The organism is Noviherbaspirillum sp. (assembly GCF_035627455.1).
GTDB lineage: Bacteria > Pseudomonadota > Gammaproteobacteria > Burkholderiales > Burkholderiaceae_D > Noviherbaspirillum.
Genome location: NZ_DASPLS010000023.1, coordinates 18,167 through 30,752, shown reverse-complemented (window position 1 = coordinate 30,752; position 12,586 = coordinate 18,167). Strand labels below are relative to the sequence as shown.

Genomic DNA, 12,586 nt, shown 5'->3' with positions numbered 1-12,586 from the left:
AGGAGGCTAAGCAGCGTGGCAGGCTGCGCGGACTCGGCTACTCCACCTACATCGAGGCCTGCGGGCTGGCGCCGTCGAACATTGCCGGCGCCCTGGGTGCGCGCGCAGGACTGTATGAAGTTGGCGAAATCCGTGTACATCCCACCGGCAGCGTCACCGTATTTACCGGGTCGCACAGCCACGGACAGGGACATGAAACGACCTTCGCCCAGGTCGTCTCCAGCCGGCTCGGCATTCCGTTCGAACAGGTCGACATCGTGCACGGCGACACCGGCCGCGTGCCCTTCGGCATGGGCACGTACGGATCGCGTTCGCTGGCAGTCGGCGGATCGGCAATCATGAAGGCACTCGACAAGATCGAAGCCAAGGGCAAGAAGATCGCTGCCCACATTTTGGAAGCATCGGCCAGCGACATCGAGTTCAAGGACGGCAAGTTCACGATCATCGGGACCGACCGCAGCGTGCCGTTCGCACAGGTTGCGCTGTCCGCCTATGTGCCGCACAACTATCCGCTCGACAAGCTGGAGCCCGGACTGAACGAGACGGCTTTCTACGATCCGGCCAATTTCACCTTCCCGGCAGGCACGCATATCTGCGAAGTGGAAGTCGACCCGGAAACCGGCGTTGTGGAGGTGGTCGCGATGACCGCCGTCGACGATTTCGGAAACATCATCAATCCGATGATCGTCGAAGGCCAGGTCCACGGCGGGCTTGCACAGGGCATCGGGCAGGCCTTGATGGAGAACTGCGTCTACGACCGCGAGAGCGGCCAGCTGCTGTCGGGCAGCTACATGGATTATGCAATGCCGCGCGCCGAGGACCTGCCCGATTTCAAGGTCGGCAATCGCGTCACGCCCTGCACGCACAACCCGCTGGGCGTCAAGGGTTGCGGCGAAGCGGGCGCGATCGGATCGCCGCCGGCCGTCATCAATGCCGTCATCGACGCGCTCTCGCCATTGGGCGTGACGCATCTGGACATGCCGGCGTCGCCGGAACGGGTGTGGCAGGCGATCCAGTCGGCAAGCAAGTCCGCGCAAGCAGCCGCCAGCCAGCCCGCATGAGGAGAACAGCATGTACGCATTCGAACTGCATCAACCCAAGAGCATCAGCGAGGCGGTGGCCCTGCTTGCCGCACCCGACAGCCGGCCGCTGGCCGGAGGGCAGACCCTGGTCGCGGCGATGAGGCTGCGGCTGGCCGCGCCGGCAAGGCTGGTCGATCTTGGCGGGATCGCCGAACTGCGGGGCATCCGGCTGGAAGGCGACGCGCTGGTCATCGGCGCCGGCAACTGCCATGCCGAGATCGCGGAATCGGCCGAAGTCAGGCAAGCGATTCCCGCACTGGCCTGGCTGGCCGGCGACATCGGCGACCTTCAGGTGCGCAACCTCGGCACGCTGGGCGGCTCTCTCGCCAACAACGATCCGGCGGCCTGCTATCCGGCGGCCGTGCTCGGACTGAACGCGAGCATCCGCACCGACCGGCGCACCATCGCGGCCGACGACTTTTTCACTGGCATGTATGAAACCGCGCTGGAATCCGGCGAGATCATCACCGGCGTGCAGTTTCCGGTGCCCGAGAGGGCGGCCTACATCAAGTTCGTCAATCCGGCTTCGCGCTTTGCGCTGGTAGGCGTGTTCGTCGCCCGCGGAAAAGACGGCCGCGTGCGCGCGGCCGTGACCGGCTGCGCCGGCTGTGCGTTCCGTGTCGCGGACCTGGAACAGGCGCTCGAGGCCGATTTCTCCCCCGACGCCGCCAAGGCGGTGCGGGTGTCGCCCGACGGCCTCAGTTCCGATATGCATGCCAGCAGCGCATACCGGGCGCACCTGATCCCGATCCTCGCGGCGCGCGCCGTCGCCAAGGCGCTTGAATGAGCATGCATTGCTGAAAAAGGTTTTCCGGGCCACCCCATGCCACCACACCGCGTACCGGCCTCCATCGACGAAGTGGCGCAGCTGCTGGCATCGCAGCAATACATTGCCGGACGCCATCTGGCGACCACGCTGCATCTGGCGATGCGCCTGGGCCGGCCGCTGTTTCTCGAGGGCGAGGCGGGAGTCGGAAAGACCGAGGTGGCCAAGGCGCTTGCGGCGGGATTGGGGCGCAGGATGGTGCGCCTGCAGTGCTACGAAGGCCTGGACATCGCGAACGCGGTCTACGAATGGAACTATCCGCGCCAGATGATCGAGATCCGCCTGGCCGAGGCGGCGGGGCAGGCATCGAAGGAACGGCTGGAAGCGGATATCTTCACCGACCGTTTCCTGATCAAGCGCCCGCTGCTGCAGGCGCTGGAAAGTACGGACGGCGATCCTCCGGTGTTGCTGATCGACGAGCTCGACCGCGCCGACGAGCCCTTCGAGGCCTATCTGCTGGAAGTGCTGGCCGAGTACCAGGTCACGATCCCGGAACTCGGCACCATCCGGGCGGAGCAGCCGCCGCTGGTCGTCATTACCTCCAACCGGACGCGCGAAATCCATGATGCGGTCAAGCGCCGCTGCTTCTATCACTGGGTGGACTACCCGGACAAGGAAAGGGAGCTGGAAATCGTCCGGCGCAAGGCGCCGCAGGCTGCCGACACGCTCAGCCGCGAAGTGGTGGCCTTCATCGCCCGCCTGCGCGGGATGGCGCTCTACAAGGCGCCGGGCGTGGCGGAAACCATCGATTGGGCCACCGCGCTGGCAGCCCTGGACAAGACGGTGCTGGACCCGGAAGCGGTACACGCGACGCTGGGCGTGGTGCTCAAGTACGAGGACGACATTGCCAGGCTGGATGCCGGAACCGTCGCGCAATTGCTCGGCGATGTACGCGGCGAAGCGGCGGGGTGGCCATGAGCATCGCCGCGCCAGCCGACAATGCCGCAAAGCTGGCGGAAAACGTGGTGCATTTCGCACGGGTGCTGCGCCGTGCCGGCATGCCGATCGGACCGGCCAGGGTGCTCGATGCCTTGCATGCGCTGCAGGTCGTCGGCGTGGAGCGGCGGGACGATTTCTATTACGCGCTGTCGACCGTCCTGGTCGACCGGCACGACCAGCAGGTGATCTTCGACCAGGCGTTCGATCTGTTCTGGCAGGATCCGGCCCGTGCGCAGCAGTCGCAACAGCTCAGGGACCTCCTGAGCGGCGTGCATACGCCGGTTGCCAGGGAATCGCCGGTGGCGCCGCGCGTCGCGCAGGCGATGCGGCCGATCGCGCAACGCCAGGCGGCATCCGGCAGCCCGCCGCCGGACATCAGTTTCGATGCCGCAATGACCGTGTCGCGGCGCGAAGTGCTGCATACCAAGGATTTTGCCGCGATGACGCCGGACGAACTGGCCGAGACCCGCAGACTGATCGGCGCGATGCGCATGCCGCTGCCTGAAATTCCCAGCCGCCGGGCCAGAGCCGTCCTGCAGGGCAGCCGGGTCGATCTGCGCGGCAGCCTGCGCCGCATGATCAAGGCGGCGGACGGCTTCGTTGACTTGCGCTATCGAAGCCCGCGCGCGCGGCCGGCGACGCTGGTCATCCTGTGCGACATTTCCGGATCGATGGACAGCTATACGCGCATGCTGCTGCATTTCATCCATGCGCTGTCCAACAGCGGCAGCCGGGTCCACACCTTCCTGTTCGGCACGCGGCTGTCGAACATCACCCGTTCGCTGCGCGACCGCGATGTCGATATTGCGCTCGCCCAGGTCACGCGCCAGGTTGCCGACTGGGCCGGCGGCACCCGGATCGGCGCCTGTCTGCGCGAATTCAACCGATGCTGGGCGCGCAGGCTGCTGGGGCAGGGCGCCGTCGTGCTGCTCATCACCGACGGTCTGGACAGCGACGACGCCAGTGAGCTTGGCAGCGAGATGGAGCGGCTCAGGCTCTCGTGCCGGCGGCTGATCTGGCTCAATCCGCTGCTGCGCTATGCGGGATTCGAAGCCAGACCGGGCGGCATCCGCGCCATGTTGCCGCATGTCGACCTGTTCCTGCCCGTGCACAACCTGAGCAGTCTGGCCAGCCTGGGCGCGGTGCTGAACGGCGCCGGACATCGACAGCCTTCACCAGGGAGCCGGGCGCCGCATCCGGCAGGAGAGCGACATGGAAATATCTAAGGTTCAAATCGTGCCGGCCTCGCCGGACCGGGTCTGGGCGGCACTCAACGATCCGCAATTGCTGCAGGCCTGCATCACCGGATGCGAAGCGATGGAACGCATCGCGGACAACGAATACAGGATTGCAATGAAGGTCAAGGTCGGCCCGGTGAACGCGAAATTCACCGGCAAGATCTCCATCGTCGACCTGAAGCCGCCCGAGTCTTACACGCTCAATTTCGAGGGGCAGGGCGGGATGGCCGGTTTTGCAAAAGGCGTCGCCACCGTCGCGCTCTCCGCGGAAGGCGAAGCGACCAGACTGGCATATACCGCATCCGCGCAGATCGGCGGCAAGCTGGCGCAGATCGGCTCGCGCCTGGTCGACGGCGCCGCGCACAAGACGGCGGCCGACTTCTTCGCCGCGCTTGCCCGGGAGCTGGACTCGGCCCCGGACGCTCCAGCCGCACACGACGAGAGTTTGAACACGAATGCTCAGGATGCTTCCGCTGCGCACGAGGACAAGCCCCAGGCAGATGTTGCGGAGGCTTTCGTGCCGGCCGCCCCGCAGCCGGATGCGACGCAGATTTCGCCGGCGCCGGCTCCCGGATCACAGGCTCCCCCCACCTGACCGGAGGCTTGTTCCGGGATGGCGCGGGAAATTCCGGAAAGGTGTCCGGTTATCCATGCAGGCATTACCAGCTCAAGAGGAGACGAAAAATGGTCGACGACGCGAAGGGATTCAGGGTCTGGAATGTTCAGATGCAAGAAATCGAATCGGAGGCAAGGGCCCACGACGGCACCGCCGAAACCGAGCAGAAGGCGGTGATGTCCGCGTCCGTGGAATGCCTGAAATGCGGCAACACGTGGACCGCGAGCGAAGGCGCCGATGAAAAGACGATGACCAATGTGCTTGGCGGCGTCGTCATCTCATGCCCCAGGTGCCAGCAGACCGAAGGGGTGCAACGCCCGGACTTCCAGTAAGGCGGAAACGAATCAGGCTTCCGGCGCCGTTTTATGCTGCTTTCGCGGAAAACCCGCTTGATATAACGCAGGAGCCGGCTCCTCGCCGCTTTACATCGGGGCTGGAAAATCAACACTGGACAATACCCGACAGTGTGCGGCGTCTTGCTGAACGGCTTGAGCGACGGAGGCTACCATGCGCGTGCTTGTCACTGGTGCGAACGGGCATCTCGGCTACATGCTGGTCAAGAATCTGGTCGAGGCAGGGCATGCGGTCAGGGCGAGCGTCCGATCGCTGGCCGATGCCCGCAAAACTTCCCGTCTGGAGGCCTTTTCCGATGTAGAGATCGTCGAGGCACAGCTTGCCCGGTGGGATCAGATGCGCGCCGCGATGGACGACCGGGAAGTGGTTTTTCATGCGGCGGCGGTATATGCCTATACCGAACCGGAGCGCGATCGCGAAATGATCGAAGCCTCGGTGCAAGGCGCGGAAACGGCGGTGCGCTGCGCCGCCGACGCAGGCGTGCGGAAGCTGGTGCTGACGTCGTCCATGGTTACCGTACCGCTGACCGCGCCCGGCGCGCCGCCAATAGATGAAACCGCATGGACGGACGACCTGCGTGTGCCCTATATCCGGGCCAAGACCGAAGGCGAACGCAACGCCTGGCGGGTTGCCCGTGAATGCGGCCTCCACATGGTCGCCGTCCTCCCCGGTGCGATACTCGGACCGGGATTCGTCCGCAACACGCCATCCATCGACGTGGTGGAAATGATGGCGCGGGGCGCCTTGCGCATGGGCGTTCCGGACATGAATTTCCCGCTGGTGGACGTGCGGGATGTTGTGCATGCCCATCTGCTTGCGGCGGAGAAGGAGTGCGAGGGGCGCTTCATCGTCTGCAACGATGCCCTGCCTTCGCTGCGCGAGATGGTCGAGACGCTGCACGAAATCGATCCTTCCATCCCGCTGCCGATGATGACGCTTCCCGATTTCATGATCCGATTCCTCCCCGCCTTCGACAGGCTCAATCATCTGATGCTGCATTCTCCGCTTACCGCATCGCCCGAGTTCATGCAAATGACCAGGGGCAAGCGCTGGAATGCCAGCAACCGCCGCATCAAGGAGGTGCTCGGCTGGGAACAAACGATTTCCATGTACACCAGCATTGCGGATACGTTGGGGGTTCTGCGCCAGCGCCAAGGCGCTGCCGCCGGTCGGAAGATGACACAGAACGCTTGAATACGGGTGCGGTACCGGGCAGGAGCTGGCGCAAGTCCTGTGCGCCTGATTTGGAGCATCGGTGAGAGGCATGGTGCCGGCCCGGGATAGAGGAAGAATGCCGCGCGGCCGTCAAAGGAGCACCTGGATTTCCCCAAGTAAAACCCGACAGCATGCCCGCTTATTTATTGCTTAAGCTGCACATTTCCGGACTGCCCTGATTGTCCATTCCGTCCTGTGCGTGCTTTGAGACAGCTGAAAAATTGGTGTATATTAATAACCATAATACCTTTATGGTAATTGGCTTATTGATAAAGAGCCGCCTGAACCAGATTCATCGGCGGTTTGTTGCATTTTTCGTCATCGTCAATTCATCTGCTTCAACTTGGGGAGGAGGCATATGGAGTGCGGGGAAACATCCGCGGCCAACCAGGCCCTTTCAGAGTATCTTGCCTTCACCCTCGGCAAGGAAGAATATGGCATCAACATCCTGAGGGTTCAGGAAATACGCGGCTATGAAAGCGTCACGCATATCGCCAACGCGCCCGATTTCATCAAGGGTGTGATCAACCTGCGCGGCATCATCGTGCCCATCGTGGACATGCGCATCAAGTTCAGGCTCGGCCAGCCGACGTATGACCAATTCACCGTCGTCATCATCCTTAACGTGGCTAACCGCGTGATCGGGATGGTCGTCGACAGCGTGTCGGACGTGATCACGCTCGACCGCGAGCAGATCAAGCCGCCGCCGGAAGTGGGAACTGCGCTCGACACGGACTACCTGATCGGCCTCGGCAGCATCAACCAGCGCATGGTCATCCTCGTGGATGTCGAACGGCTGATGGCATCGAGGGAAATGTGCCTGCTCGAGCCCCTTGCTGCCTGATTAGCCGGCACGCATACACCATCCAAGCAACCTGTATCTAAGGAAAAAAACAATGTTTAAAGACATGAAGGTCGGTACACGCCTGATCCTTGGCTTCCTGACATTAACGATCCTTGGCGCCATCGTCGCCGGTATCGGCATCTTCAACATGGGGCGCATCAATGCCGCTGCCGAAAGCCTTTACGAGAAAGAGCTGCTCGGCCTGTCGCACGTAAAGGAAGCCAACATCAACCTCATCTACATGGGCCGCTCCCTGCGAAATGCGCTGCTTGCCGCCTCGGAAGAGGACCGCAGGAAGTTCCTCGACGATGTCGACAAGAACAAGAAGAGCATGTACGGCAACCTCGAGAAGGCGCGGCCGCTGTTTTATACCGAGAAGGGCAAGCAGCTGTTCTCGGAACTCGACAGCGAACTGAAGAACTATGAACCCCTGCTTGCCGACCTCTTGAAGAAGGCGACCGCCGAACAGGTGCAGCAGAACCGCGAGTCGGTCGAATTCCTGTTCAAGACCTTCGCGCCTCGGTCGAACGCACTCGACGACAAGCTGACCGAACTTAGCAAGGTCAAGGAAACGAATGCCGGCCGTGTGTCGGCGCAGAACCATGACCTCTACGAAAGCAGTACCGCATTCATGATCATGCTGGTCATCGGCGGCGCGCTTGCCGGCCTGGCACTTGGCGTGATCATCACCCGCAGCCTGACGCGCCAGCTCGGCGGCGAACCGGCCTATGCCGCGGCAATCGCCGATCGTATCGCCTCGGGCGACCTCATTGTCAACGTTAACCTCAGGCCGGGCGACCAGTCCAGCATGCTGTTTGCAATGAAGAAGATGCGCGACAGCCTGGCCACGATCGTCAGCCAGGTGCGCACCGGCACGGACGCAATTGCCTCCGCATCGAGCCAGATTGCGTCGGGCAACCTCGACCTGTCCTCGCGCACCGAGCAGCAAGCCAGCTCGCTGGAAGAAACCGCCTCGTCGATGGAGGAGCTGACCTCCACCGTCAAGCAGAATGCCGACAATGCGCGCCAGGCGAATCAGCTCGCCATGTCCGCCTCCGATGTGGCAAGCAAGGGCGGCGCCGTCGTGTCGCAGGTGGTCGACACGATGGGCTCGATTAATGAATCGGCGCGCAAGATCGTCGACATCATCAGCGTAATCGACGGCATCGCCTTTCAAACCAACATCCTCGCACTGAATGCCGCGGTGGAAGCCGCGCGCGCAGGCGAACAGGGCCGCGGCTTTGCAGTGGTGGCCGCCGAGGTGCGCAACCTGGCGCAGCGTTCGGCCAGCGCGGCCAAGGAAATCAAGGCCTTGATCGACGATTCGGTGGAAAAGGTCGATGCCGGCGCGAAGCTGGTCGACCAGGCGGGCGCCACCATGGAAGAGATCGTCGAGAGCGTCAAGCGCGTGACCGACATCATGGGCGAGATCACCTCGGCAAGCCAGGAGCAGACCGCCGGCATCGAGCAGATCAACCAGGCGATCACGCAAATGGATGAAGTGACCCAGCAGAACGCTTCACTGGTGGAAGAGGCAGCCGCCGCGTCCGAAGCGCTGCAGGAACAGGCCGGCAAGCTGTCGCAGCTGGTCAGCGTGTTCAAAGTGGACGCGGGGACGGTGGCAGCACCTGCGGGCACCAGCCGAGCTGTGCAGCCGGTCAAAACGACGACGCCAAACCCAGCCCCGGCCACGAAGCCGGGCAATAAACCCGCGCCGGCAGAAAAGGTCAGGCAGTTAGCGGTGGCAACGTCAGCGGCCAATGGCGATTGGGAAGAGTTCTGATGCCCATCCATTTAAAGCGGGGCAAGAATTCAGTGCATCGGATTCTGAATCAGGATGGACATCAAGCTCCATTCGTATGGCAGTCTTGACGCAATACTGCGGGGCGCCATCCTCTTGTATGGGGGATAAGCGCAGAGTGTCCTGCGATAAAGCTTTGCGCTGCGTGAGTCCGCGAAGATGGGAAGCCCTGAACAAGACTGGCCAGGCACGGCTGCCTTGCCTTGTGCAACGGGCACGACTGATCGGTCGTGCCCATGCATTTAGCGGCTGCCAGATTGTTGTTGCATTTCATCGTCCTCAGGGTCCTGGGTGTTTACGAGCTGGCCGCGTATTGCACCGCCCGGATATACCGAGTTATGAACGTTGACGTAGAAGTTCGATGGATTTTTCAGGATGCGCTGGACGATACCTGCTTCCCCTGTCGGAAACTTCCCGGCCTCGCCTTCCGTCAGGCAGTCTGCGGCTTGCCCATTCTGCGGCCATGCAAGATTGGCGACGATCGGCCCGTTGGTGCCACGCGTGCCTTCATGAATGTGTGCTGCGCGGCCGCCTCCCGGGGGCTGCTCCAGTTCGGCTACTCTCCTCACGTCAACCAGCGCGTAGCATAGCGTCTTTGGGTCATCGTCAATGCCGAACACGTATGCCTGGGCGCGTCCGTTCGGGTCGCCAACGATCGCAGTATTGGAAGCGTCGGCAGGCACTTCTTCGAGCCCGTTAAGCTGGGCTTCCAGCACGTCATTGACATGGCCCGCCGCTGCATGGGGCGCCCAGGCTGCCATCGACAACAGGCCAGCTGCGGCGACCGACTGATATCCACCAAGTAGTTTCATAGTCTCTTCCTTAAAGATTGTTGAAATACCCGCGTTTCAACCGCTATAGCTTCGGCCGAAGGATATTGCCGGCACAACTGAATCAGACGTCACAGCACAGGAGAGCGCGAGAGAAAGACAGGTTGAGCAGACCGTAGCGTTCAACCTGCCGGGAATGGTTGATACATTTTGTAACGCCTCGTTCAGCCCAGACTGGCAGGAGTTGACAAATATCACGAGCTTTTGGGCGGCGGAAACCATGAAGCCCGCTTGCACCCGAAAAGACCTCTGCAGTTCTTCGCCTCGAGCAACTTCTAAGCCGGCAGCTTTACGAGTGGCGCAATGTTTTAGTCGGGCATGGCGTGTTCCGCCGTGCAAGCAGCCCCCGTGCAAGAAGTGTCATTCGCGTGGACACGGGTTGGGGCGGCATCTGTCTTCGCTGCATACACCTCAGGAGTGCCGGAGCCGGAAATGCCCGCTTCGACGCGGCTTCCGGAGATGGAACGATACTTGCGAATCTCGTAACAGGCACCTTCCGTCATCGGGACGACACCACAACTTCCAGAGGATCGCAGGGGACGTCGCGGACAAGGCATCACGCATCCGCTGCCGGCTCGTACGAGGAAACGTAGAAAACTGCGCCATCTCGTGCAGCTGCACACTTGACTAAAACACGGAGAGCAACTCATGAAGCAGCCCATACGTATCGCAATGACCGCAATGGCCGCTGCAGCCGCAACCCTTCTCTCGGGTCCGGCAGCAGCCCAGATTTCCGACGATACCGTGAAGATTGGCGTGATCGTCGACAAGACCGGTGTCTATTCCGCAAATGGAGGCCCGGGCGCCGTCAGGGCCGTCGAACTGGCGGTCAAGGACTTTGGCGGCACGGTCAACGGCAAGAAGATCGAGGTGGTCTCCGCCGACTACCAGAACAAGGTCGACATCGCCCTTTCCAAGGCCCGCGAGTGGATCGACAGGGACAATATGGACATGATCATCGAATCCACCGACTCGGCGGCTTCCATCGCGATGCAGAAACTCGGCGCGGAAAAGAAGCGCGTGATGATCTTCGCCGGTTCGGCCACCACCGCGCTGACCAACAAGGAGTGTTCTCCCTATGGTATCCACTATGTGTATGACACCTATGCGCTGGCTACCGGCACCGGCCGCGCGGTCATGAAGGACGGCGGCGACTCCTGGTATTTCATCACCGCCGATTACGCCTTCGGCTCTTCGCTGGAGAGGGACACCACGCGCGTGATACAGGAAATGAACGGCAAGGTGCTCGGCACCGTCAAGCATCCGCTGTCGGCGCCGGATTTCTCTTCTTTCCTGTTGCAGGCGCAGGCTTCCAAGGCCAAGGTGATCGGCCTCGCCAACGCCGGCAAGGATACGCAGAACAGCGTCCGCCAGGCAGCCGAGTTCGGCATTGTCAGCAGCGGCCAGAAGCTGGCTACGCTGCTGGTGTTCGATACCGACATCAAGGGACTCGGGCTGAAGGCCGCGCAAGGCCTGCTGTTCACCACCGGCTTCTACTGGGACTACAACGACGAGACCCGCAAGTGGTCGCGCCGCTTCTATGACGTGCATAAGGCGATGCCCACCATGATCCAGGCGGGCATGTATTCCGCCACCATGCACTATCTGAAATCCATTCAGGCGACCGGCACCGACAACGCGGACGCCGTGATGAAGAAAATGAAAGAGACCGAGATCAATGACTTCTTTGCGAAGGGCGGCCGCATCCGTGAAGACGGACGCATGATCCACGACATGTATCTTGCCGAAGCCAAAAAGCCCGGCGAGTCGAAGGAAGAATGGGACATCATGAAGATCAGGCACGTCATCCCGCGCGACGAGGCTTTCCAGCCTTTGTCGGAGAGCACTTGCCCGCTGGTCAAGAAGTAATCTCAACGCGACGCAGGCACACGGCACCTCCGTCGCTTTCTCCATCACACTGTCGCATGACTACGAAAGAAACTGCGCCATCAGCGAGCAAGGAACAGGTCAGGAACTGGCTGCGCCCGCGCCGGCTCGTTGCGCAACCGTTACCCGATCCCGGGCAGATACGCCGTGAGCTCGGATGGGGGGCGCAGGCAGAACATATTTCATCGGAGGGAATGCATGCACATGGTCGACGCGGATGCTGACGCAGATCCCTCCGCTGCGCACGGTAAGGGCCGGCCCGGAGTGCTGTTCGTGCTGAATGACATCCCGAAAGGGATGGATGAGGAATTCACATGCTGGTACCACCGGGAACACCTGGCCGAACGCCTCGCGCTGCCGGGCTTCCGGCGGGCACGGCGTTACCGGTCGGTGGACGGGCAGCCAAACTACATGGTCGTCTACGATTGCGAGTCGGTAGGAACACTGGCATCGGCGCCGTACCTTGAACGGCTTGATCGCCCGACGGCGTGGACCCGGAAGATCATGTCGCATTTTTTGAATATGCAACGTTCCGCCTGCAGTGAAACATGGTCAGCCGGCGAGGGCACAGGCGGGACGGCAATCGTGACCCACTGCAAGCCAATCCAGGGAAGGGAAGACGACGCCCGAAGATTCATCCGCGACGAACTTGGACCATGCCTGATGCAGAACGCCTGCATCGTCCGCATTGCCCTTTGGGAAACCGATGCGGGCGTGACCGCCACGCCGAACGCGGAGCGCGAGCTGCGCCCGGGCAAGGATGCCGTCGCCAACTGGGTGCTGTTCATCGAGTCTACTGATCTCGGCCAGGTCGCACTGGCACTGCATACCCATGTGCTGGCAGGCGAGGGCGCGCGCACCGGACTGTTGCTGGGATCATGGCTGCGTTACCAGTTGATTTACGAGCACCGCGCGCCAGTCGCTTCGCCGGCATAGCAAGGCCGGCAAGCCCGG

The 12,586-nt window shown here is 62.1% G+C and carries 12 protein-coding genes; 11 read left to right on the top strand and 1 reads right to left on the bottom strand.

Annotated features, from left to right (window positions below; all coding sequences use genetic code 11):
- The 9 genes from VEC01_RS04420 to VEC01_RS04380 all read left to right on the top strand — a co-directional run.
- On the top strand, window positions 1–1,061 hold a 1,061-nt coding region (locus tag VEC01_RS04420; RefSeq protein ID WP_324899144.1), incomplete at its 5' end, for a xanthine dehydrogenase family protein molybdopterin-binding subunit.
- A 10-nt stretch (window positions 1,062–1,071) separates the two neighbouring features.
- Complete coding sequence (locus tag VEC01_RS04415; RefSeq protein WP_324899142.1) at window positions 1,072–1,869, top strand: xanthine dehydrogenase family protein subunit M; 798 nt, start codon at window positions 1,072–1,074, stop codon at window positions 1,867–1,869.
- Window positions 1,870–1,905: 36 nt separating this feature from the next.
- Complete coding sequence (locus VEC01_RS04410) at window positions 1,906–2,826, top strand: MoxR family ATPase (protein WP_324899141.1); 921 nt, start codon at window positions 1,906–1,908, stop codon at window positions 2,824–2,826.
- Entirely contained in the window at window positions 2,823–4,073 is a 1,251-nt protein-coding gene (locus tag VEC01_RS04405; RefSeq protein WP_324899139.1) for a VWA domain-containing protein, read from the top strand. Before VEC01_RS04410 ends, VEC01_RS04405 begins: the two co-directional genes overlap by 4 nt.
- A complete protein-coding gene (locus VEC01_RS04400) occupies window positions 4,060–4,680 on the top strand; it encodes a carbon monoxide dehydrogenase subunit G (protein WP_324899137.1) in 621 nt (206 codons plus the stop codon). Before VEC01_RS04405 ends, VEC01_RS04400 begins: the two co-directional genes overlap by 14 nt.
- 89 nt (window positions 4,681–4,769) lie before the next feature.
- A complete protein-coding gene (locus VEC01_RS04395; protein WP_324899136.1) occupies window positions 4,770–5,033 on the top strand; it encodes a hypothetical protein in 264 nt (87 codons plus the stop codon).
- A 175-nt stretch (window positions 5,034–5,208) separates the two neighbouring features.
- Window positions 5,209–6,249 (top strand): NAD-dependent epimerase/dehydratase family protein, encoded by a 1,041-nt coding sequence (locus tag VEC01_RS04390; protein ID WP_324899134.1) that lies wholly within the window; start codon window positions 5,209–5,211, stop codon window positions 6,247–6,249.
- 379 nt (window positions 6,250–6,628) lie between these two features.
- The gene (locus VEC01_RS04385; RefSeq protein ID WP_324899132.1) at window positions 6,629–7,114 is read left to right on the top strand and encodes a chemotaxis protein CheW; all 486 of its coding nucleotides are present in this window, start codon (window positions 6,629–6,631) and stop codon (window positions 7,112–7,114) included.
- Between the two features lie 52 nt (window positions 7,115–7,166).
- Entirely contained in the window at window positions 7,167–8,897 is a 1,731-nt protein-coding gene (locus tag VEC01_RS04380) for a methyl-accepting chemotaxis protein (RefSeq protein WP_324899130.1), read from the top strand.
- A gap of 260 nt (window positions 8,898–9,157) precedes the next feature.
- On the opposite strand, the gene VEC01_RS04375 is transcribed toward VEC01_RS04380, so the two are convergent.
- Window positions 9,158–9,727, bottom strand: a complete 570-nt coding sequence (locus tag VEC01_RS04375; protein WP_324899129.1) for a CHRD domain-containing protein — start codon at window positions 9,725–9,727, stop codon at window positions 9,158–9,160.
- 666 nt (window positions 9,728–10,393) lie between these two features.
- Here VEC01_RS04375 and VEC01_RS04370 point away from each other — a divergent pair.
- Both VEC01_RS04370 and VEC01_RS04365 read left to right on the top strand, forming a co-directional pair.
- Window positions 10,394–11,614, top strand: a complete 1,221-nt coding sequence (locus VEC01_RS04370) for an ABC transporter substrate-binding protein (RefSeq protein WP_324899127.1) — start codon at window positions 10,394–10,396, stop codon at window positions 11,612–11,614.
- A gap of 216 nt (window positions 11,615–11,830) precedes the next feature.
- On the top strand, window positions 11,831–12,568 hold the full coding sequence (locus VEC01_RS04365; RefSeq protein WP_324899125.1) for a hypothetical protein: 738 nt from the start codon (window positions 11,831–11,833) through the stop codon (window positions 12,566–12,568).
- The last annotated feature ends 18 nt before the right edge of the window (window positions 12,569–12,586 follow it).

Coding starts and splice junctions, on each gene's coding strand:
- VEC01_RS04365 (WP_324899125.1), top strand. CDS start 11,831: ATGCACATGGTCGACGCGGATGCTGACGCAGATCCCTCCGCTGCGCAC.
- VEC01_RS04410 (WP_324899141.1), top strand. CDS start 1,906: ATGCCACCACACCGCGTACCGGCCTCCATCGACGAAGTGGCGCAGCTG.
- VEC01_RS04370 (WP_324899127.1), top strand. CDS start 10,394: ATGAAGCAGCCCATACGTATCGCAATGACCGCAATGGCCGCTGCAGCC.
- VEC01_RS04400 (WP_324899137.1), top strand. CDS start 4,060: ATGGAAATATCTAAGGTTCAAATCGTGCCGGCCTCGCCGGACCGGGTC.
- VEC01_RS04405 (WP_324899139.1), top strand. CDS start 2,823: ATGAGCATCGCCGCGCCAGCCGACAATGCCGCAAAGCTGGCGGAAAAC.
- VEC01_RS04415 (WP_324899142.1), top strand. CDS start 1,072: ATGTACGCATTCGAACTGCATCAACCCAAGAGCATCAGCGAGGCGGTG.
- VEC01_RS04385 (WP_324899132.1), top strand. CDS start 6,629: ATGGAGTGCGGGGAAACATCCGCGGCCAACCAGGCCCTTTCAGAGTAT.
- VEC01_RS04380 (WP_324899130.1), top strand. CDS start 7,167: ATGTTTAAAGACATGAAGGTCGGTACACGCCTGATCCTTGGCTTCCTG.
- VEC01_RS04395 (WP_324899136.1), top strand. CDS start 4,770: ATGGTCGACGACGCGAAGGGATTCAGGGTCTGGAATGTTCAGATGCAA.
- VEC01_RS04390 (WP_324899134.1), top strand. CDS start 5,209: ATGCGCGTGCTTGTCACTGGTGCGAACGGGCATCTCGGCTACATGCTG.
- VEC01_RS04375 (WP_324899129.1), bottom strand. CDS start 9,727: ATGAAACTACTTGGTGGATATCAGTCGGTCGCCGCAGCTGGCCTGTTG.